This is a genomic window from Bacteriovorax sp. As-1 (genome assembly GCF_058446905.1).
Window position 1 is genome coordinate 2,203,226 of sequence record NZ_CP184341.1, and the last position, 21,253, is coordinate 2,224,478.

Sequence of the window (21,253 nt, forward strand, 5' to 3'; positions counted from 1 at the left end):
AGTCTTTTAAAAAGATTATTCTCTTCTTCCGCGTCCGCCGCCGAATCCACCACGTCCACCGCCATCACGGTTTCCGCCACCGAATCCACCGCGTGATCCACCACCAAATCCACCACCAGTTCTTTCTGGTTGAGGTTTAGCTTCAGAAACTCTTAGTGAACGTCCTTCGAACTCTTGACCATCAAGTTGTGATACAGCGTTTTGAGCTCCATCATCTGAATCCATTTCTACGAATCCGAAACCTTTTGATCTACCAGTTTCGCGATCGATGATGATTTTCACAGATGCAACTGATCCAGCTGAAGAGAAGTGCTCTTTTAGCGATTCTTCTTTTGCTGAGTAAGGAAGGTTTCCAACATACAATTTAGTAGCCATACAAAAAACTCCAAAAAAATGGTCAAAGACAGGTAATTGCTTAGGACCATAGTAACTATTAGACCTCAGGTATAACACGATTCATATTCTGTTCAAACATAAAATTAAAGAAATTTGCTTCACAGCACTTTGCGTAATCTTACATTGTCTATTAAACTTTTATGGAACACTTTTTCGAGGGGATTTTATGGAGAAAATTTGGCTTAAAAACTATCAGTCTGGCGTTCCTGCGACCATCGAAGATCAGATGCAAAAGTACCATTCCTTAGGTGACTTAATGGATGAGAGTTTTAGTAAATACTCTCAAGTAGAATCCTTTAATTGCATGGGTAAAGGCCTTACTTATCAAGAGGTTGATCACCTAAGCCGCCAATTTGCCAGCTACCTTCAAAACGATCTTAAGCTACAAAAAGGGGACCGTGTGGCCCTAATGATGCCCAATATTCTGCAATATCCAGTGGCCTTATTTGGTATCTTAAGGGGTGGATTCGTCGCAGTAAACGTCAACCCACTTTACACGGCACGTGAACTTCAGCACCAGCTCAAGGACTCGGGAGCTAAGGCCATCGTTATTTTCGAAAATGCCTGCCACACCCTTCAGGGGGTCCTGGATAAGACCGACTGTAAGCATGTTTTGACAACAAATATTGGCGATATGCTTGGTTTCCCAAAATCGCTGATCGTGAACTTCGTTATCAAGAAGATTAAGAAAATGGTTCCGGCGTGGAGTATTCCAAGTGCGAAGAGCTTTATGTCTGAACTGCGCATGGCCGATGCAAGTAAATTTAGAAAGCCAAGTATGAGTCAATCAGATATCGCTTTTTTACAATACACTGGTGGAACAACTGGTGTCGCAAAAGGTGCTATTCTCACTCATCAAAATATGGTGGCGAATTTGTGCCAGGCGCGCGCGTGGCTCTATCCTGCAATTGGCGGACAGACAGAAATTCTTATTTCACCTCTTCCGCTTTATCACATTTTCTCACTGACGGTTTCAATGGTGTTTGTTTCGATTGGAGCGACCAACGTTCTCATTACAAACCCAAGAGACATGAAAGCTTTCATTGGTGAATTAAGAAAATGGAAGTTTACAGTCCTTCCAGGTGTAAACACTCTTTTTAACGGTTTGTTAAACCAGCCAGATTTTAAAACGTTGGATTTCTCTTCTATGAAAATCGCCCTCGGTGGAGGGATGGCTGTGCAAAAAGCCGTTGCTGAAAAATGGAAGAGTGTCACTGGAAAAGTTTTACTTGAAGCTTATGGGTTAACGGAAACATCGCCGGCAGCATGTATTAACCCGATTAATATTAAAGCCTACAATGGTTTTATTGGTTTGCCGATTCCTTCGACTGACGTTGTGATTAAAGACGATAATGATAAAAATCTAGGCATCGATGAAGTTGGTGAGATTTGTATTAAAGGACCTCAAGTTATGCCGGGATACTGGAATCGCGACGATGAAACGGCTAAAGTTATGACGTCGGATGGATACTTTAAGACAGGTGATATCGGAACGATGAATAGTGATGGTTTTGTCAAAATCGTCGACCGCAAAAAAGACATGATCCTGGTGTCTGGATTTAACGTTTACCCAAATGAGATTGAAGATGTCGTGGCCACTCACCCGAAGGTTTTTGAAGTGGCGGCCATCGGTGTTCCTGATGAGAAGACAACAGAAGCCATTAAACTTTTCATTGTGAAAAAAGATGAGAGTTTAACAGCGGAAGAAGTCATTGCTTTTTGCCGCAAAGAACTGACTGGCTACAAAGTCCCTAAACTGGTTGAGTTTAGAACTGAACTTCCTAAGAGTAATGTAGGGAAGATTTTAAGAAAAGACCTAAGAAACTAAAATAAAAAGGCCCCAGATGGGGCCTTTTTTATTGTCCTGTTAATTCATCGATATGAACTTCAATAACACTTGAGTGAGAATCAGAAATTTTTTCTTCTTCTTTTTTAGTGCGGTCAAGTTGCTGTTCGTGAGCACCATTGGTCTGAACCCCTTGAACATCATTGGTCTCAACGGCCCTTGCGCCATTGACGTCGACACTTTCTGATTGGTCAGTGACTTCTTCTACACGAGCAGATCCTGGATCAGTATGGCTAGGGTTATTTTGTATCCAGAAATATCTTTCAATACCAATTCCGGCAACGGCCACAGTACCACCGGTAATCGCCGCCTGCTTAGGCGTGATGCTGGTGATTTTGGCATAAATACGTTTTAAAATTCCTACTTTTTCTTCATCCGTTTGGTTTTTAATCGCACGGTTTTTAATGTAGGCGTTTACAACTTCCTTTACCTTTAAGAGTGGAGTCTCAACGAATTTTTTGTAGGCCACATCGGCCTTAGTAAGAGAGGCAAGCTCTCTGATAAAGACTTTATTAGTGATGCGGTAAACTCCATACGTCGTCGGTTGGAATTCTGATTTTTGAATCATGGCCGTAATGCGCTCAAGTTCTTTTTGCAATTCAGGGTTTGGTGCCTTGGTATTTTTAATCCCGTATTCAAATTCTCTTTGAACAATCGTTAACATATCAGTCAGCATCGCTTGTCTGATAATTCGGTCTTTGATTTTCCCGTTTTTTAGAAGAGTTCCATCAAGGGCCTTGATCTCTTCTTTAAATCTTTTCACCTGGTAATCCAGGTCTTTTTCATTTTTTCTCAACGTCAGGATTTCTTCGACCATGACACCATTGCGTTTCATAGTCACTTTAATATCGCGAACTTCATCTTTTTTAAGTTTTAATTTTTTTAGCAGAGAAAGATTATATTGAAGAGAAATACGCTCTTCTAATAAATTGTCGACATCCTTTTGATAAGATTCAAAAGACTTCATCCATCCTTCAACTGTTGCCATATTTTTTGTTGCAGCAGGATTAACGGCAACGTCAGGACTTACGATGCTATCAATCGTCTGAAAATATCTTTTAGCTTCAGTGACAACTTCTTCGTCGCTGAAAATATAAAAAGCCGGATACTTGTTGTTGTTCCAGTTTTTAATCGATTTATTTAGAGAGATACGTGCTTTGTTGAGCCAGTTAAGTTTCGGATGCTCAACTGTAACGAACTTACTAGAGAAGGTGATAAGTTTTTTATCGACTAAGGCCTTCTGTAAATCAGGTTCGTAATTCTCTTTTAAGAATAGACTTTGTGCCAGCTCTTGGCATGAGCCTTTTGCTTCTGCAGGCTCACGCACAGACACTCTTTCTTCCGGCATGTGTGAGCAGGAAGCAAGCAGAACGAAAGAAGAAATAAGGAGTGACTTTTTCATAATCATACCGATCTTGTCGGCTATTTCTTTAAATAAGTTTAATCTTTATTTTAAGGCCTAAGTCTCTGAAATCTGAATTTTAACTAAAGTAATACCCGACAAGACCGATAAGAGATTGATCTTTAATGCTGTGGAGTAACTATGAAGTGGTTAAATTCTAGTGTTCTTATTTTGTGCCTTATTCTTCAGTCGTGTTCGCTGAATTTCAGTGATTGGGGAAGGAAGCCGGCATCAGCTGCGAACTTTGATGATTTCGTCAATAAGATGAAAAGTTTCAAGACTCGCTTGATTGGTACAGAACAGGATGCGAATTGTTCTAAAGAGCAAATGGACGCTGACTTTAAGAAGCTTATGGCCTCTGTTAAACGCGATTCGTGTTCGGTAGATAATTACAGTCTCGACCGGGAAGAGTTCAATCAAAAGGCCTGTCCAAAAGTTAAAGTCGAAGGATATTTTGATAAAGTAGTTAAAGCGACGATTCAAGAAGAGAAATCAAAAAAGAAACAATTAACATATTTTCAGAATAAAATTGATCCGAAGTTTGTGGCCTTTACAACTGAGGCCCAAGGTTATTTAAAAGCACTTGGACCTATTCTTCACAATGAAAATTACTCTCATGCAGACCGCGCGGAGCTACTGGCGACTTACGTTGAAAACGTTCTTCTTCCTGTAAGAGATGTGGTCGTGATCATGCGTTCCTATCTTCCAAAAGAAGATGACGGAAAGATTTTTTACCTTGGCCTTCAACCTTATATGACTCCTGCCTTCGTTAAAGGGCTTGATCAAAGTGAGCTTGGACTTATCACTCAGGGACCAAACCCTGCTTCAAGTCCATTCTATTTAGAAATTCAACCAGCAGAAAATGGAATCTATCGTTTAAGTTTCTCAGCGACTGATATTATCAGACGTGATGTTATCACTTTATTAAAAGCGCCATCATCGAAGAACTACGTTATGGCCTTAAAGTGGATGACTCTGCATATGATGCTTTCTCAGGTGTATCTTTACGATACCATTTTGGGAAGTCGTGCTGATTTAGCAATTCCTAATTCATGTCAAACACACTTTAACGGAAACCTTCCTTCGAAATTCAAATTCACTTACGAAGAAGGTGTTGGTGAACAGTTCCTGGAAAACATTCTGGCGAGTCATGGTCTGACATATAAAGAAGACGATAGTTCTTATCTTGATTACTACATCGATAACGTTAACAAAGACCCGACCAAAGAAGGTTATAGTGGTCTTGTTCCTTTCGAAAACTATAAAAACGCTCTAAGAAGTGCTGAAGGCTCTGGACCTCAGGCCCTTGAACCACACTTTGATGACGTGGCCCACTTTCAGACGATCATGTCTTATAAGTTAGGTGAGGCACAGAGTGCATTCAGGGGAAAAGTAAAAGGCCAGAACGTCACGTATGCAGGATTTGATATCTTCCAAAAAATGTTAGGGGATTTTCCTGCAGATGATATTGCCGAAGTGACATTAAAGAGTGGTGAAGTGAAACAACTCTACCCGGGGAAACAAAACTTATCTCCTTATCTGTTGGAATTAATGCAACAAAACGGTTTTGTGGATTACAGTGATTTAATCACAGAGCGTATGAAGAAAAAATTTGTTGGGAGAAAAGTTAATGTTGATTTTCCATCAATGTACTCTTCACCGGTCTGGAGAGACTGGAGCTTAAGATACCTGGCGGACACTCTTTATCAACAAAGAAGCGCGCCAACAAACTCAGCTCTTTATAAAGTCGTACAGAATGCTTGTATGATGGGAAGCCGCAGGTCTCCAGAGCTTAACAAAATCTGTTTCGAAGGAAATAACATCCTGGCAAACCTTGCAGACTTTATGTCTGAATTCCGCACTGGGGAAAAATACGTTCCAACCAGAAGACTGGAGGAAACAAAATTCAAAGAACTTTATCCATTCCTGGGATTCATCTGGACCAACATGAGAGACAATTTAGCTCTTCTTCCAGAAGCAAAACCATTTGAGCTAAACTTCCTTTTAGATCAGATGGCCGCAGGAAACCCATGGGCGAGATTGAAATTTAGTTACATGGTTGCCCTGGATCAGCTGGAGTATCAACAGGAAGGTATTCTACCTCAGTACGATACTAAAAATTATTTCTCAAAGGCCAACGATCAAGTTATGTGTAAGATCAATAACGTGAGCGTTCAGTATAATACTCTTCAAAAAGCGGGGAAAGTACTGGGACTAAACATGGCGCTTAGTTACAACCATGCCGGAAGACTGCTTAACTCAGGAGAGAAGAAGCAGATCTGGAGAAACATCCTCGATGATATTCAGCAAAGAAACGCACAGCTATTCAGTGTAAAGAGAAACAATCAAGCCTATTACTCAATTGCTGAAAATATTTCTTATAAGACGATTCTATCTGAACAAGCTGCACTTGGAACAGGGACAACTCTAAGCCAGAAAGCGGTTTCAGAAATTAAAAATGTTTCTAAGAAGACAGAAGCGCAGTTAGGGAATTTTTTCTTGAAGTTGTACAACCTGCGCGACCCAGCTAAGCAGCAAGCGTTGTTTGAAGAGTTCTCAAAAGTAAACGGTATCGACAACACGTTTAGTTTAAAACTTAATTTCCTTGCTCTGGATGATGCCTATAAGAAACCGATTTATAAAGACATCTTAAAACAAGCGGCCCAGACAAGAAAACTGCAAATCCTACAGGAGCTGGACCGTTTCTGTAAGATGGATATTAATGATGAAACTCAATTCAAAAACATTTTCTACTCGACAACTAAAGCACAAAACGACTTGAACCAGATGGCCGGTCTTCCGGCCGTGCCAGAAGAAGTTTTAAGCAAGATCAATGAAATGAGTTCAAGCGAATGGCGTGATATGTGGTGGGGGATTGGTTCCGGTGTAGCCGGAGTCGCAGCGATCATCGTCGGTGGTGCGTGTACCACTTTAACCGGTGGTATCTGTGCTCCGCTTGGTGGCGCGATGGCGGTTGCTGGTTTAGCTTCTCTGGGAATTCAGATCAAGTTAACAGGAAACGAGCTGGAGAGAAAAGCTGAGGCCGATGTTTCAGAGGCCCAGATTAAAGTGATGGAAGATTTAGGTTTTGCCAACACAGGTAGTGCGGATGAAGTTCACCGCTCATACGCTTGGGCTGCCTTTGAGGCCATCAGTATTTTCCCGCTGATTGGTGTCGCGACCAGGTCTCTTGCCCTTGGACCTAAGCTTGTTTTTGTCTCAACTCAGTCGATGATGAGACAAACAGGTAAAGCTTCTTTTAAAGCGGCAGCTAAGTCAGTGACTCAGGAAGAAGAGGTAAGAGCAGCGCACTTCTTATTAGGGTTCTCGAATACAGCGAAGAACGTAGGTGTAGATGCTAAGACTCTACAAAATGCGACGACTAAAATCTCAAAAATAAGAAAGCTTTATACATCTGGCGAAATCAGCATGGAGCAGATGATGTCGCGAATTGGAGCTGTTCTCGATCCAATCAAGCGTGCTAAACTTGCTGTGGCCAAAACAGTAAAAGCTGAAATTGGTAAAGTGACGATTAAAGAATCAAAAGAGCAAATCGACCGTCAGGCCGCGACGATGATGGCCAACTACTTTGGGGATAACCCTAAAGAGATGCTTCGCTTGGTTCAAGGTTACTCAGGTGAGCGTTTAAATAAAGCTGTTCGTATCATGGGAGAAATCAACTCGACGGATAGAATTGGAAGACGTATCCCAATTTATAGTGGAGTGAAAGACTGGTTCCTGCGTATGAGAAACGAATCGTTAGCAAAAAACGCAGCGAAAATCCTGCGCATTGAAAAAGAACTCAATGCGATGGGAAGTAGACCTGGGCAGCTCAATGCTTATATCAATAAGAACATTGAAGACCTGACAGATATCTTTATCGATATCCCAATGAGAAAACGCGAAATCCCATATTTCGTTTTTGTTCAGGGGATGCCGGAGTTTAACTTCATCAAAGGAAGAAAGATTCCGCTTCTGAGTATGATGTCTGAAGGTCAAACACTGCGCAGGCTTGTTACGGCAAGAGCGCGCTTGGTACATGAGACTTATAAGTCACAGGCGAGATTAACGCTTAAGTTAAAGCGATACGTAAAATCTGAGACGGCCTATGATGCTTTTAAGTCATTCCAGCTTTCAGTTGCTGAAATGGCCAACCGTAAGACGGCAGCAGAGTCAGTTAAGGTTATGTCTCAATACCGTGCGGTTGAAGAGGCGATGACGAGAAAACTTTATGTAAGCTATTCTAAGAGTGGTCAGAAGATGGAGTACAAGGCCTTTAAGGAATTGATCCTGAATCCAGCGACACTAAAAGATAAAGCAACAGCTGAGGTTATCTGGGAATCTGTTCCTGCTGACGAGCTTCTTGGAATGAAAGAAGTAGGTGAGTTCGCTCACAAAGCAGTGCAAGAACTGGCGAAGTATTCGGACATAGATTCATTCGAGCGATACTTAAATGCACTGAAAGTTTTAACGATCAACCGCAACGCCGCTGTTCTTGAAGTTATGTAATTACTTTTTGTTCAGGTGGTTTTTAAGATTAAGGGCGACATTTTCAAGATGTTTGAAATTGTCCCCTTGTCTTAATTTCAACTCTCTTTGATCCCCATTGAGTAAATCTTCAACGTACTTCTCAAAAGCGTAGAGAGGGCCTGCTGTTCTTTGTGACAGGAGGAGTCCTGCAATAAAAGAAACGGCAGTAAAAAGCAGAGTGATGGCCAGATAGCTGATCGCAAAACCAATCACTGTGGATTTACTGTGAACGTTAATTGATTGAAGAGTCAGAGTTAAGTAAGAAAGAGAGAAGAGTCCCAAGACAAGACAAGTGCATAGTGAAATAGTGGCAAACTTCAGGGCAAACTTCATTTGCTCTTTTAGATTGACCAGTCCAAAACCTCTTTGATTCTCCGGATACCAGATGATCTTTTCTTTAGTGATAAGTTTTATGACAATAATGGCAGCACCAATCCATTGGAATACATCCGCCGGGTTAAAGACAATAGGAGGGAGCCCCGGGAGTTGCATCGGCAGGAAGTCCAGTGTCCCACCATGAATAGCACGGTCAACCACATTTCCTAAAACTCCTCCGGCAAGAAGTCCCAGCCCTGCTTTTAAAAGCAGAAGTTCTGCAGGAAGGAGAATGATCATCATGACATAAAAGAAAACTAAAAGCCCACCCATCGAGCAGAGAGTGACTAACGTCAAACTGGCCGGTAGGTCTTGAAGAGTGCCAAAAATAAATCCGCGGTTGATATGGGCCGACTCCCCCGTCATCATTTGAGCTTTCCAGACAAAATCGATGACGAGGACAAGGGCGAATAAGCAAAGAGAAATCAGAATACCTTTTTTAAACATCATTTACCTGAGAGATTTTTCCAAATTGTAATCTGGCCTTCGATTTCTGCGGCGTTGGAATTACAATCGCTCCAGCAGTTGTGTCTATTTGTTTTAAGTTTTGTAGAGATTTTTGAGCTTCCAATATTGGTAAAATTCACCAGTCCACTTTCCACTACATTCGTGTGAGCTGTCGTTACGTTAGAGTGTGAGTGTAGAGGAGGCTGACTTTCGCCATGGCAGTTCACACAACGAGCGCGAAGAACCGGCCAGAGAGTCTGTTTAAATCCATCGACAGATGAAATCTTCGTTACTGGAGTTGTCGGTGTTGTTCCCGTACCAGTTGTCGGAGTGGTCGTCGGCGCCTCTGATGTCCCGATGTGATCAAAAGCAAATGAAAGTTTGTCGCTGTCTAATCCTTTATCTTTTAAAAGAATCATTGAGTAATTTGAAAGGACTCCATCGGCCGCTGAAACTTTTTTATTCACAACTGTGTAAGTCGCGTGCTGTGGATTGTATGAGCCGTTCACCAAAACTTTTAACGATTTAACGTAAATATCCTGTGTCGTCCTGATTCTTGGATTAGTCAGCTTGTAGCTGTACATGTCGTATTCTTCAATATCAATATCTAGTATTGACCCACTCACGCCAGAAAGAGAAGAAATAGGCATGCTGATTGTTGACTTCAGGGCCTTTGTTGCATTTGGATTGAACATCGGGTCATTAGTGATCGTGATTTTTGAAATTTTTAACCCGTCATCGCGTTGGCGAAGTTCAACTCCAAAGTTAGACCCTCCGGCGATATAAAAAGGAGAATCCTGGTATGAAGTGGTGTTGGTCACTTCACGCCATTCAAAACCTTTTGTCAGCGTTCTGATATGCCACTCTTTTGTATCTGAACCTGCCACTTTTACATAAACAGAGTCAGAGTTGGCATCTGGTGCATTAACGAGCATGTGCACTTTGTAGAAGTCTGAGTTTGTCAGCTTGAAATTAACATAGGCCAAACCAGCATCAGCACTCGTCAGGTTTTTTGTCCCTGTTCCTTCCGGTGCCCAGATATAACTTGTTCCATTATCTGTCGCTTTAACCATTGGTGTGCGCAGCGATCCACTTTCGGCCATCAAGGTAATTGTTCCCTGATCAATCAGGTTTTCCGGGCTTAGGATTTCTGCGATTGTTTTTGTTTCTGATGTTGTGTGAGTTGAAACGTTTGATGAATCCGTAGCATCCGGTGCTTTTTCATCAATAATGCGTTTCCATTCAGTGATCTCTTCCTGCATTTCATTAGCATTGGCCGTACAGTCGCCCCAACAATTGTGGCGTTCGTTTTTAAGCTTTAAGACCATGCGAGAGCTAGGAATGTTATTGAAATCAATTTTAAAGTTATCAACCAAAACATTGTGAGCTGTTTCTAAGTTAGAAGAAGCATGCAGTGGCGTTTGAGTTGTCCCGTGACAAGAAACACAACGGGCGCGGGTGATAGGGTAGACTGTCGTCTTAAAGGCCTCAATTGAAATCGCCCTTACTTCTGCAGATGAAAGGGTATTTGAATTATTTGGTGCTTGCCCTGTCCCTGATCCATTACCATCAGCTGAAAACTTCATTGCCGATTTATTTGTCGCTTGCATCGGATTGATACACTGGTTGTATCCAATAAGGACTAGACCCAGGCATAAAAAAGATGTCAGTTTGTACTTGGTTGATCTCTTCAAAGTTTAGTCCTTATTTAATCGGGTTAAAAAATAAATAACTGTTCATGCTTGATCCAAACGGATTGTCCCCAACTACATCAGCAAGTTTTGACTCTTGTCCTGAAAGTGACAAGTAGTTGGCCACGACTGCTTTTGAAAGGTTAGTTACGCTGTTACTTACCATTGTTGCATTAGTATCAACGGCACCATTGTCTTTAAAAGCTCCAATTTGTCTCTTATCAGCTGTTCTTAATGTCGCCTTACCAGCATGACGGTAGAGAAGCATAAAGCTTGATGAACGTTGAGAGCTGTCTCCTGTCCAAGGAATTTTTCCGCGTCCACCTGTTGAGTCGTCTGTCGCACCACTGGCAGAAACACCACCGTCAGTAAAGACGTAGATAAGAATGTCTTTTTGTTTTAATGAAGCAAGCTCCATCACCCGGCCGATCATTTCACCAATTTCAGAGTCGCGCGTTTCACCGCTTGAGCGAGTGTTATCGTGGTAGTCGTATCCACCTTTTTCTACAGTTCCGACTCCAACATATCCATCGAGGATAAGTTTTGCCATAGTGGCTGTTCTTCTTTGATCGTTGTTGTTGGCGATATTAGGGAAGACCTGTCTTACCATTGCATCCTGAGTTGGATCAACAGCAGTCGCTGAGAAGCGGTTTAATAAATCCTGAGATTGAATGTATCCACAGTTCACCAGGTCTTTGATTTGATCAGGAAGGGCCTTGGCATTGAATTGTTTTAATTTCTGCGCACTCAGGTTTTCAATAGTCTTTAAAACTTTTTGCGCCTTCTCTTTGCCATAAAGTGAGCCCAGGCGGCCGATATTAACTAAACTCAGTGCATCTTGTGGCGAGTTTAAGGTAACAGGTTTAAGAGTAGGGATGAGTGAACTTTGTGGCGCCATCGAGTTTCCACCCGATTCGCTGTTAATTGTCCCGGCAATCGGAGCAAGCTCTCCGACAACTCCGGCCTTTGTCAGCCAGTACATCGGGTTGTGTGGATTGTTTTGAGTGTCGTCGTTAGAAGCTGCACAGAAAACTCCGCCTTCAACTTTTGCTCTGGTTGTAACAGCTGTCGTGTTTCTGATCCCGCGAAGAATCGCTGAATCGTTATGGAAAACAAGTCCTAGTTCATTGTTGGTTTGCCCGGCATTTTTCGGGTGCATCGCTGTTGGAAGACCCAGAGATTCATAGTTAGTAATGAAATCCATCTGACCTCCGGCCTTACCAACCATAACATTTGATCCCACTAAGTTCGCCCCACCAGAAAGATCGAAGATCATAACTGGGATGCGGGTGATGGCCTCTTGGTTTCCAAAACCACACTCAAGAGCGTGGGCCGAATTCATCTTCAAAAGAGGAAGAAGACCTGGGAGCATGGTGAAACTCATCCCGGTTAGAAAACCTTGTGAAAGGAAATCTCTTCTGCTTTGAAGAGTATGGTTTTCATGTTTTAAAGGAGCGTCTTGATTTTGATCTTTATTTTTGTTCGTCATCTTATCGTTCCTTAAAGTAGGGTTGAGTGCGCACTTGCCAGAGTGGAAATGCACATCGCCTTCACTAGTTTTCTTGTCGTTACACTTGAAGACAGGTTTTCACCTGTTAAAAGCTCATCAAAAAGTTTTGTCAGTTCGCTCACCGTCGATGTCTTTGTTTGTGTATCAAGCGGTGGAAGAAAACGATCGATGGCCTGGTTGATGATTAACTGCTTATTGGCAGCAGAAAAAACCTGAGTTGGAGTCTGGCTAAAGTTAATGGTGGGCCAGATGACTGCTCTTAATGTTCCATTTTCTACCAGCTGCTCACAGAATTCAGCAGCAAGTTTCGTAATGGCCACCTGATTAGCTGGAAGAAAGCTCTTTACGTTGTTATCGGTCGGAAGTTGAACAACAATTTCTTTATAGAGGTTTTGAACGTTGGTATTTGTCGCGGGAACACCCGTTACTGCAACCATTGATTGGAAAACTTGTTCAAAGTTCTTAACCCCAACATCAACTTGATCGAGTTCTGTTTCTGTCGTCGGGTTGTTCATTGGCGGCATGACCAGTCCATCAGGAAGTTCTGCATCACTGTCGATATCTCCCGCATCACCAGTTGCCGTAGAAGGAGCAGTTGACTTCGAAGCGGTGCTTCTCTTGTTTGCTTTCATAGGTTCGAAAGTACACTGGTTAAAGGCGATAAGCACTGAGGCCAGAGTTCCGATGGCGATAGCAATGCGAACGCCGTTAGGTATAGTAGATTGTTTTTCGTTGTTTTCTGTATTCATTGTTATTCGCCCATGCAAAGAATAGATGTCTCTGCAAAAAGATTTTTCATACTAAAATTGTCGTTTGCCTGGAAAAGATCAGCGAGACGTTTGATTTCTTTTTTCTCACTGTCGATTTTAGGCTTTCTCACACAAACAAGTTCAAACACTCGCGTAGACATACACTCAGCAAAAGCGCGTGATCTTGAAATCATCATTCCTAATTCTCGGGCACCTTTTCCTGATGTTTTATCCGGCCACCCTAAACTGGCGTTTTGGCCATCCGCCCACAGGTTGATCCATTCATCATTAGTAGTGACGTACCCGTCTTTATAAAGAACGTTTTTATTGATTTTTGTAACGACTGTTCCCGGAGTGTATTTGATTTCATTGTCGACAAAATCAAAGTAGGCCCAAGCTCCACCCAGTCCATCTTGTCCGGCATGACATCCCACACATTGGTTGCGGTATGTGCGGCTGTCTCCACCTGGGTTTCTTTCAACGTCACGTCTTACGTGATAGTCGGTGATGTTGATGTCGTGAACCGCTTCGAAATCGCGGCAAAGGAAATTCATGAAAGTAAAACGAGTCATTCTTCTGTTGGTTCCAGCAGAGAAGAAGGCACTGGCCGCAGCTCTGGTTGTAAGAACTCCCGCAGTGTCTTTAACGCCGGTTACTTCAGATTGATTCACTCTCATTAAATTGTCTTTTAATGAGACGAATTTATTTTCCAGTTCAATGTACTGGTTGTTGTCTTTTTTGTTGTAAGCAGGAATCGTTACCGGAGTGGTCGGTGCTGCGATATAAAGGTGGTCCCCATAAAGAACCTGATCAAAAGGTATATTGTCACGAACTATCCCGATAACTGTCGCTACATAATCATTCAGAGGAACGCGAGGAGAATTATCGACGTTCGTCCAACGTTTTACCCAGTTTTTTAAAGTGATGTTATAGAAGTTTTGATCGTCCATCGCCTTAAGAGCAGCATCTTTAGCATTGCCGTTCTTAATGTATGTCTCCATTTGGTTTAAGACCTCTTTCGTGGGAGGGACACTCGCCAGACGATTATGCAAACGATACGCCTGGTCTCTAGCTTCACCGAAAGCTGAATTTAGTGACAGGGAGACAAAAGAAATCACGATGAATTCTTTTTTAAAAAATTGATGTAGTTTAATGGAACTCCCCCTTATAAATAAATTCACTCAAATTATCGTAACATAAGGATGATCAATTACTGCGGACGTGCAAATAGTTCCGATGACCGAGTGTTTCTCTCTGAAAAAGGGGTTAAATTGTTAATGTTATTGTTGAAATTATAGTTTAGGATTAAGTGATATTTTTAGTTTTATTTAGAGAAATCATGCTGAAAACAATTTCATTATTCTTTGGCCTTTGTGCTCTGATGATCTCAAAAGTACAGGCTTATCCCAATTTTATCGGACATGGATACAACTCATGTATTACTTGTCATTATAACCCTTTTGGAAACGGACCCATCAATGATTACGGTCGAGCTGTTTCGGCCACGGCCATTGGAAGCAGAGGCTTTTATAGTGATAGCAAACCAGAAGACTTAATTGGTCAGGAATCAGGTTTCTTTTTTAAACAGCCTGAGAACAAACACTTTAGACCTTTTGCCAGCTACCGCGGTCTTTTACTAAAGAGAAACTTTGGTGAAGAGAGCGAGAAAACAGAATATATCCATATGCAGGCAGACCTGAATATGGTGGTTAAGTTTGGTGAAAACGATAAATACATGGGAAGTTTCAGCTTTGGTTATGCTCCCATCCCAAGGTCACTGCAAAACACCAAAGCCGCCGACAGTGTAAAAGAATATCGCACGCGCGAGCACTATGTGGGTTACCGCCCGAGTCCGAGCTGGGGAGTGTATGCAGGATTAATGGACAAGACTTACGGAATCAGAATTGTAGAACACACTTCTTATGCCCGCACGACTCCACAGGTGACGATGGACGATCAGTCTCACGGTGTGATTCTTCATTATAACAATCCGGCCTTTGAAGCAGGTGTAAACGTCTTTGTTGGAAACCTCACCCAAGACGCTGATCTTCGCATGAAAGGATTTGCGGGAACGTTTGAGTACACCTTGCTGGAAAAAAACCGCATTGGTCTTTCAGCAATGAGTGAAGGAAACGATTACATGGACCTTACGGCCTTTGCTGCTCACATCCGTTCAGGAATCGGCAATGGAAGCAGCTTGATGTTTGAAATCGGTAAGGTTGATAAGAAACCAAAACTAGTAAGTGGTGATAAGACTGAGTACTACGCAAACTTTCAAAACCACATCAAGGCCACTCGTGGTGTTTATCTTTTAAACTCTGTTGAGTATTACAAAAACGATGCGGATAAAAGTTACCGCGTAAGATTTGGGCCGAGTATTCAATACTTCCCGATGTCTAAAGTAGAACTACGTGCTGATCTATATAACACTAGAAACTTTAATCAGCAGATCAGTACAAAAGATAGATGGGATTTGATGGCCCAGATTCATTTATGGTTATAACGATGAAGATGACAAAACTAACATTCTTAGCTTTCGGACTCTCATCATTTGCCATGGGAGCTGATAATACAGTTGAAAACGTAAAGCTGATGCAGCTTTACTTAGACAAAAATCAGCCGGAAAAAGTTGAAGACTTATACGATGACCAGGAAGACAGTCTGGTAAAAAGCTGGATGGCCCTTGAGCGCTTGGCCATTAGTTTTGAGCGCAGAGAGAAGTATAAAGAAGCAATTGAGGTCTACCGCAAGATCATCATCAACTTTAATAAGACGGCCCACGAAAAAATCCTGGCAACTCCACCTTCAGCGATGGAGAGCTCGTATTATGAAAGAACCAAGCTTCCACTTTATTATTACAAATTGGCCTTCTTAAACACTCAACTCTTTAGCAGCACCAATGATTACACACCGGAAAACGAGCGTGGTAAGTATAAAAAGAATGCAGAAGGCTTTATCGGTCTTGCCCGCAAAGTAAAAGTTGAAGAATCCGATTTAAAACTTCTTGAAGATCTTCTCCAGGAAAAAGTCACTCGTGATGAAAACCTGGAATACAAACCTGGCTGGTACGCGACTCTGGAAATTTTAAGCTGGCAGGATAGAGTGATCCTGGTTAATAAAAGTACTAACGTGAAAAATAATCTTCTAAGTACAGCTATCGGCTCATGTGTCGGTGGGGGGAAGAAGTGGGAAAACGTTAAATACGAATTCGATCTGGAAGGCTGTTTTGCCGTAGCATCAGCTACAATAAGTTCTGAAAACAGAACGATTAATTACCAGCAATCATCTGTTTCAGTAAAAGGTCTTTTTGTTGGACCGGGAATGTACTTTAAAACAATTTCCGACAACGTTTTATTAGGATTTCAAATTCCGGTGAAGTACCGCACGGGAGATTGGACGAATCCAGATGAAGCTACGTACCGCTTTGAAAGGGATACGGCCCTGGAGGCCGGTTACTTTCTTCAGTCAAAAATTAAAATTAAAAATGTATCTCTCAGAACCCGCTTAGGAAAAGTGTTTCCTAACCCAGGAAGTCTGTGGTCAATAGGCGCAGTTTACGATTTTTAGGAGTCTTATATGAAAAAAATGATCGCTCTTTGTTCAGGTGTTCTTATGATGGGTTCAGTCATGGCCCATGAAGTGACTGTGAAAGTTTCACTTTCTCCAGCGGGAAGTTTTGAAGCGAAGTCAGCAAAAGTAAAAGGTGATGTAAAAAAAGACGGGAACAAGTTCACAGCAGAAAATCTATGGGTAAAAGTTGAAGAACTTAAAACAGGAATCACTCTTCGCGATGAGCATTTCCATAAGCATTTAAATTTTGAAAAATCACCTAAGATCACGTTCACTCAAGTGAGTGCAGTTGATGGAAAGGGGACTGGTACACTGACAGTTAATGATGTAAAGAAGCCAGTAGATTTCACTTACAAACAAGTGAACCCAAATAAGATTGAAGCGACTTTTAAAGTTAAGCCTTCTGACCTAAAACTAAAGCCAGCTGAATACATGGGCGTTGGTGTAACGGATGAAGTGGAAGTTGTAGCGGTTATCGACGTTTAATTATGATGAAAAAGATCCTGACTTTAACATTTACGATGCTTGTCCTTTTTGGCTGCGGCCAGGATTACAACAGCAATTCTGGAGATGGTGGACAGTATTCACCAATTGAAGGAATTGATTCATCAACAGCAGATGGAGCTAGACTTCTGGCCGCTTATAGAGTGGCGCAAACGAAATGCTTTCAGTGCCACCAGTGGTCGTCTTATAAAACGTCGGCAGCGTGGGTGAGTGCAGGACTTGTAGTGGCAGGGAATTCTGATGGATCTGAAATGTGGACCATCTTAAAAAATAACGGTGGAAACATGCCTCCGGACCCAATTGCCCAGCTGACTCAAGAGGAGCTGGATGCTATCAAGACCTGGATTGATAATATGTAAAAATAAAAAGGCCCTCTTGCGAGGGCCTTTTTTATTTTTAGAATGTCTTTAATTCTATCTGAAGAAACATCTCTTCGCTTTAAGAGTCTCATACTGCTTAGTAAGGTACTCGTTTCCAGAAGCTTTATCTTTTAGTGTACGATAGAAAGCTTCTTCAGCAGAGATATTATCTTTTTGAGCACGTGTAGCTACTTCATCAAGAGTTCTCGTCCATCCGGCCATGTCTTGAGCAGACATATCGTCAGCTAGAACCTTCCAGAACTTGTGTGGGTTCTTTGGGTCGATGATGTTTGTTTTACCATTCTTTGTAGAAAGTTTTTTGATTGAAGAGATAAGTGCTTTTTGCTCAGCTGATCCAGACTCTGCAAGACCAAGAAATAGAGCAAGTGATTTTTCATCTTCAGGAGCAACCAGGTCTGGAGTGACTTTTGAATAGTCTCCCATTCCAAGTCTCTTCATACGTCCAGAGATGAATGTGTTAAGTTGAGCTGGGTTCTTTGGAATAACATCGTTAAGAAGTTTTGAAGCAGAAGCGTTTTTAATAGCTTCAACTGTAAACTTGAAACCATCGCGAGCAAGGTTTTCGTTCACACACTCAGCACATGTAATGATAACTGATTTACCGTGACGGTTAGCCAGGTAGATGATGTTGTTGATTGCGTTTACGACATCTTTCTTCTGAATTTTATCAGCAGGAGTGTCTAGTAACATTTGCAGACCCTTTCTTACGTTAGCGTCTTGTCCTGTTACTGGCAGTTTGCTTAAAACATCCAGAAGTTCTTGCTTAGAAAGAGTAGACCCTTTCGAGCTTAGAGCTGCTAATGATGAAGCGACATAACTTTGTACTTGCTTAGCATCGTTTCCTTTAATTCCATGCTTTGCCAGGATTTCGGCAATTCCAGATCCACTTACCATGTAATCAACTAACTTCACCGCCGAGGCGTATGAAACGTTAATTGTTAAACATAAAATCAATAAATACTTATACATAGATATTTCCTCGCTTTAGTCTTAGCAACTTGAGCTAACTATCGGCATTGTGAGTCAAAAACTTTAGCCGTGTTGTCTTTACACACCTTCATTTTTTTTCTGTTAAGAACAGGGTATCAGCTACTTAGGAAGAAATCTTCCCACGGCAAAAGTTGAAGATCAGTTGATTAAGTTGGTAATCTAATGGCCAGTATTAGTTGATCTTTATAGTTGGAGTCCTGTTTGAAGGAATTACTACTTTCTATACTAGTCCTTTTCGCTTTCACACTGAAGGCCCAAGATGCTGTGCCTAAGGTCTCCAAGTCGCTAGAAGACGACGCTCAAAAAATCGCTGAGTATCAAGAGCGTTGTGAAACGATCAAGATGCTGATCGTGAATGAAGAGTACAAAGTTGGGTGTTACACCAACTACAATCAATACGGACCATCATCAAAAGCACAAAGAGCGACCGGCTCTCTAAAAATTGCCAACTACAATCTTCTTCACCCAGGGACATCAAAGGCCCTTTTTAAAGATTATGCTCTAGTGGCAAAAATCATGAATCAATATGACATCGTTTCAGGACTAGAGCTTTTAGCGACAGTGGGTCGCGATGAACAAAGCAACAAAGCTGTCGTTTCTTTTCTTCAAGATTCACCAAACATTTTAAAGAAGTACCAAGACCAAAGAAGTAAGTTGAAAGACGCGGCAAAGATTAAAGAGCTCGACGCTAAAATCGCCAAACTTAAAAGTGATACATACAGAGCTTACGATCTCTATAGAGCTCCAGGTTATTTGAGAGTTCTTCAAGAGTTAAAAAAATTAGACCCAAGCTGGTCATTGCTTCTTTCTCCTCGTGGAGACTCGGCACTGATTGGATCAGTTGAGGAGTTAGTAGGGTTCTATTACCGTGCAAACTCGGCAACTCCAGTGATCAATCCTCACTGTCAGGAATATGCTCAGGAAGGAGCTGGTTCGCCAGTTGCTTGTTTCATTACTTTAACAGAAGACTTCATGGGAAGAGACCTGGTTCAGCACTTTGCAAGACGTCCCTTTATGGCGAGCTTCAAAGCGGGAAACACTGCTTTTACATTAGTCGCTTCACACATGGTGTTTACTTATTCGGGTGATGAGGACGCTGAAAAAGACCTGATGAAAAAAACGTTTGGAGTTGAAAGCCACAAAGAGCTTGGAACAGGAATCAACTCTGCAAACTTCGCCCGTTACGCTGAAGTAAAAAACACACTTGAGTTTATGGATCGTTATAGAAAAAAATATAAAGATACAAAGATCATGCTGATGGCCGATATGAACCTTGTTTCAAATAACGCTTTTTGGCCGGAAGTTCTTAAGGCCTTCCCTGGTGGAGAGTTGCTTATCAGTGAGGCGACGACCGTTTCTCCAACTCGTTACAATTCTAAAAAAGAAGAAACTAATGGTGTGGCCAATGACTACGACCATTTTATCTTAGATAAAAAGGCCTTCTCTGCCTGCGATGAAGGGAAGGTTTACAACTACTATAATGAAAAGATCTACAAGGATATCGAGTCTCGTTATGTGATTAGAAAAGAAGTTGTAGGGCTTTCAAACAAGAGTTTTGAGTCTCCTGTTGTTGAAGCTTATCTAGGGCTGGATCAAATCGACGTTCTTAATACAGAAGAAAACCCGATCCTTGATGGCGATATCCCACCAGTGGATGATCCTGCCACAATCAAGCTTGAATACCCGCTGACACCGGCAGGGCAAAGTAAAATGGATAAGTTTGTTGCTCAGTTTGGAAAGTACTTAACAGGTCTTGAAACCGTTAAGAAAAACGAAATTGTAGCAGATGATTTCCAGATCGATGAGAGACTTGAAGGGATGAAGAGAAGAGTGTTTTTAAGACAGTTGACGAAACCGTATTACTTTAGGTTTATTCAAGAAGTTTTATCTGATCACTTCCCGGTTGTTCTTAACTGCAAGTTTTAATTGCCGACAAAACTCTTAAAAGCAAAATGAATCTCATTATATTTTCATAAAAAGTAAAAATGCTCCACTGGAGCATTTTTTTTATCGGCTATTCAAGAAGTTTTATCTGATCACTTCCCGGTTGTTCTTAACTGCAAGTTTTAATTTAAAACTAAAAAAAAGCAGCCCGCGAGCTGCTTTTTTTATTTCTATCCTAAGGCCGCTTTAACCAGCTCATTTGCAAGTTTACTATCAAATTGCCCTTTAATTTTAGGACTCAATTCCTTCATAACTAGACCAGCATTCACACCTGGGTTCGCAGTGATAATATCTTTGATGTAACCCTTCACTGTTGCTTCATCTAATTGCTTTGGCATGTACTCAGCAAGGACACTGATTTCAACTTCAGTCTTCTTTCTGATTTCGTTTTCTGGTGGGAAATTCTCCAGAGAGTCTTTAAGTTTTTTGACGTGTTTAATAAGGACGTCCATCTCAGCAATTGGTGCTTTAGACGTTTTATTTTCAATCAGCATCGCCTTAAAGTAGCGTAGAGCATCCAGACGCTCTTTATCTTTGGCGAACATTGCTTTTTTGATATCTTCAGTGATTTGTTCCAACATAATAGCCTCCCTATAGGAGGCTATTATTGATTAAGAAGAGAGGGAATACAATAGAGAAAGCTATGCGTGGTAACGAACAACTTTGTTGTCAAAGTCAGTCACTTCCCAGCCGGCCCCTTTACCGCCTTCAATAACAGGAATGATGTCTTTTACGTCGCCTTTAATAGCGACTGATAACATAACTTTACGGATGGCCACTTTTGCATCCATAACGGCCTGAGCTCTACGCAAATCTCCATCGCGCTCATTTCTCTTGTACTTTTGTAAAAGAAGGTTGAGGCCTTCCTCTACCAGTGCCAATTGTTCTTCGTCCATAGTCCACCGTTGTCGTTAATATT

Annotated in this window: 17 protein-coding genes; 7 read left to right on the top strand and 10 right to left on the bottom strand. The window is 41.7% G+C overall.

What is annotated here, in order from left to right; all coding sequences use genetic code 11:
- Positions 1-15 precede the first annotated feature (15 nt).
- Positions 16-375, bottom strand: a complete 360-nt coding sequence (rbp, locus tag ACN20O_RS11085) for an RNA-binding regulator (protein WP_491633999.1) — start codon at positions 373-375, stop codon at positions 16-18.
- A gap of 187 nt (positions 376-562) precedes the next feature.
- Here rbp and ACN20O_RS11090 point away from each other — a divergent pair, with 187 nt between their 5' ends.
- Positions 563-2,224: an AMP-binding protein gene (locus ACN20O_RS11090; protein WP_491634000.1), complete on the top strand. Its 1,662-nt coding sequence runs from the start codon at positions 563-565 to the stop codon at positions 2,222-2,224.
- 28 nt (positions 2,225-2,252) lie between these two features.
- Here the strand turns inward: ACN20O_RS11090 and ACN20O_RS11095 are convergent, their stop codons facing one another.
- The gene (locus ACN20O_RS11095) at positions 2,253-3,644 is read right to left on the bottom strand and encodes a hypothetical protein (protein WP_491634001.1); all 1,392 of its coding nucleotides are present in this window, start codon (positions 3,642-3,644) and stop codon (positions 2,253-2,255) included.
- Positions 3,645-3,785: 141 nt separating this feature from the next.
- Here ACN20O_RS11095 and ACN20O_RS11100 point away from each other — a divergent pair, with 141 nt between their 5' ends.
- Entirely contained in the window at positions 3,786-8,153 is a 4,368-nt protein-coding gene (locus tag ACN20O_RS11100; RefSeq protein ID WP_491634002.1) for a hypothetical protein, read from the top strand.
- Here the strand turns inward: ACN20O_RS11100 and ACN20O_RS11105 are convergent, their stop codons facing one another.
- From ACN20O_RS11105 to ACN20O_RS11125, 5 genes are read right to left on the bottom strand one after another with little or no spacing between them, the layout of a single operon-like run.
- Complete coding sequence (locus ACN20O_RS11105; RefSeq protein WP_491634003.1) at positions 8,154-8,999, bottom strand: signal peptidase II; 846 nt, start codon at positions 8,997-8,999, stop codon at positions 8,154-8,156.
- A complete protein-coding gene (locus tag ACN20O_RS11110) occupies positions 8,996-10,690 on the bottom strand; it encodes a hypothetical protein (protein ID WP_491634004.1) in 1,695 nt (564 codons plus the stop codon). Before ACN20O_RS11110 ends, ACN20O_RS11105 begins: the two co-directional genes overlap by 4 nt.
- 10 nt (positions 10,691-10,700) lie before the next feature.
- On the bottom strand, positions 10,701-12,176 hold the full coding sequence (locus tag ACN20O_RS11115) for a hypothetical protein (protein ID WP_491634005.1): 1,476 nt from the start codon (positions 12,174-12,176) through the stop codon (positions 10,701-10,703).
- Between the two features lie 11 nt (positions 12,177-12,187).
- Positions 12,188-12,946 carry a hypothetical protein gene (locus ACN20O_RS11120; protein ID WP_491634006.1) on the bottom strand — a complete coding sequence of 253 codons (759 nt, stop codon included), beginning with the start codon at positions 12,944-12,946 and terminating at the stop codon, positions 12,188-12,190.
- 2 nt (positions 12,947-12,948) lie between these two features.
- A complete protein-coding gene (locus ACN20O_RS11125; protein ID WP_491634007.1) occupies positions 12,949-14,064 on the bottom strand; it encodes a hypothetical protein in 1,116 nt (371 codons plus the stop codon).
- A 221-nt stretch (positions 14,065-14,285) separates the two neighbouring features.
- Between ACN20O_RS11125 and ACN20O_RS11130 the strand changes: the two genes are divergently transcribed.
- From ACN20O_RS11130 to ACN20O_RS11145, 4 genes are read left to right on the top strand one after another with little or no spacing between them, the layout of a single operon-like run.
- The gene (locus tag ACN20O_RS11130) at positions 14,286-15,449 is read left to right on the top strand and encodes a hypothetical protein (RefSeq protein ID WP_491634008.1); all 1,164 of its coding nucleotides are present in this window, start codon (positions 14,286-14,288) and stop codon (positions 15,447-15,449) included.
- Positions 15,450-15,457: 8 nt separating this feature from the next.
- Positions 15,458-16,513, top strand: a complete 1,056-nt coding sequence (locus tag ACN20O_RS11135) for a tetratricopeptide repeat protein (protein ID WP_491634009.1) — start codon at positions 15,458-15,460, stop codon at positions 16,511-16,513.
- Positions 16,514-16,522: 9 nt separating this feature from the next.
- The gene (locus tag ACN20O_RS11140; protein ID WP_491634010.1) at positions 16,523-17,002 is read left to right on the top strand and encodes a YceI family protein; all 480 of its coding nucleotides are present in this window, start codon (positions 16,523-16,525) and stop codon (positions 17,000-17,002) included.
- A 2-nt stretch (positions 17,003-17,004) separates the two neighbouring features.
- Positions 17,005-17,379: a hypothetical protein gene (locus ACN20O_RS11145; protein ID WP_491634011.1), complete on the top strand. Its 375-nt coding sequence runs from the start codon at positions 17,005-17,007 to the stop codon at positions 17,377-17,379.
- A gap of 54 nt (positions 17,380-17,433) precedes the next feature.
- Here the strand turns inward: ACN20O_RS11145 and ACN20O_RS11150 are convergent, their stop codons facing one another.
- The gene (locus ACN20O_RS11150; RefSeq protein WP_491634012.1) at positions 17,434-18,369 is read right to left on the bottom strand and encodes a hypothetical protein; all 936 of its coding nucleotides are present in this window, start codon (positions 18,367-18,369) and stop codon (positions 17,434-17,436) included.
- A 222-nt stretch (positions 18,370-18,591) separates the two neighbouring features.
- Between ACN20O_RS11150 and ACN20O_RS11155 the strand changes: the two genes are divergently transcribed.
- A complete protein-coding gene (locus tag ACN20O_RS11155; protein ID WP_491634013.1) occupies positions 18,592-20,316 on the top strand; it encodes an exonuclease/endonuclease/phosphatase family protein in 1,725 nt (574 codons plus the stop codon).
- Positions 20,317-20,504: 188 nt separating this feature from the next.
- On the opposite strand, the gene ACN20O_RS11160 is transcribed toward ACN20O_RS11155, so the two are convergent.
- Positions 20,505-20,915, bottom strand: coding sequence for a GatB/YqeY domain-containing protein (locus tag ACN20O_RS11160; protein WP_491634014.1), 411 nt, complete (start codon positions 20,913-20,915; stop codon positions 20,505-20,507).
- A 60-nt stretch (positions 20,916-20,975) separates the two neighbouring features.
- Positions 20,976-21,230: a hypothetical protein gene (locus ACN20O_RS11165; RefSeq protein ID WP_491634015.1), complete on the bottom strand. Its 255-nt coding sequence runs from the start codon at positions 21,228-21,230 to the stop codon at positions 20,976-20,978.
- Positions 21,231-21,253 lie beyond the last annotated feature (23 nt).

What these genes read in the sequence shown, in the direction of transcription:
- ACN20O_RS11115 (WP_491634005.1), bottom strand. Translation starts at nt 12,176, where the DNA reads ATGACGAACAAAAATAAAGATCAAAATCAAGACGCTCCTTTAAAACAT.
- ACN20O_RS11135 (WP_491634009.1), top strand. Translation starts at nt 15,458, where the DNA reads ATGACAAAACTAACATTCTTAGCTTTCGGACTCTCATCATTTGCCATG.
- ACN20O_RS11130 (WP_491634008.1), top strand. Translation starts at nt 14,286, where the DNA reads ATGCTGAAAACAATTTCATTATTCTTTGGCCTTTGTGCTCTGATGATC.
- rbp (WP_491633999.1), bottom strand. Translation starts at nt 375, where the DNA reads ATGGCTACTAAATTGTATGTTGGAAACCTTCCTTACTCAGCAAAAGAA.
- ACN20O_RS11140 (WP_491634010.1), top strand. Translation starts at nt 16,523, where the DNA reads ATGAAAAAAATGATCGCTCTTTGTTCAGGTGTTCTTATGATGGGTTCA.
- ACN20O_RS11100 (WP_491634002.1), top strand. Translation starts at nt 3,786, where the DNA reads ATGAAGTGGTTAAATTCTAGTGTTCTTATTTTGTGCCTTATTCTTCAG.
- ACN20O_RS11145 (WP_491634011.1), top strand. Translation starts at nt 17,005, where the DNA reads ATGATGAAAAAGATCCTGACTTTAACATTTACGATGCTTGTCCTTTTT.
- ACN20O_RS11105 (WP_491634003.1), bottom strand. Translation starts at nt 8,999, where the DNA reads ATGATGTTTAAAAAAGGTATTCTGATTTCTCTTTGCTTATTCGCCCTT.
- ACN20O_RS11160 (WP_491634014.1), bottom strand. Translation starts at nt 20,915, where the DNA reads ATGTTGGAACAAATCACTGAAGATATCAAAAAAGCAATGTTCGCCAAA.
- ACN20O_RS11150 (WP_491634012.1), bottom strand. Translation starts at nt 18,369, where the DNA reads ATGTATAAGTATTTATTGATTTTATGTTTAACAATTAACGTTTCATAC.
- ACN20O_RS11165 (WP_491634015.1), bottom strand. Translation starts at nt 21,230, where the DNA reads ATGGACGAAGAACAATTGGCACTGGTAGAGGAAGGCCTCAACCTTCTT.
- ACN20O_RS11090 (WP_491634000.1), top strand. Translation starts at nt 563, where the DNA reads ATGGAGAAAATTTGGCTTAAAAACTATCAGTCTGGCGTTCCTGCGACC.
- ACN20O_RS11095 (WP_491634001.1), bottom strand. Translation starts at nt 3,644, where the DNA reads ATGAAAAAGTCACTCCTTATTTCTTCTTTCGTTCTGCTTGCTTCCTGC.
- ACN20O_RS11120 (WP_491634006.1), bottom strand. Translation starts at nt 12,946, where the DNA reads ATGAATACAGAAAACAACGAAAAACAATCTACTATACCTAACGGCGTT.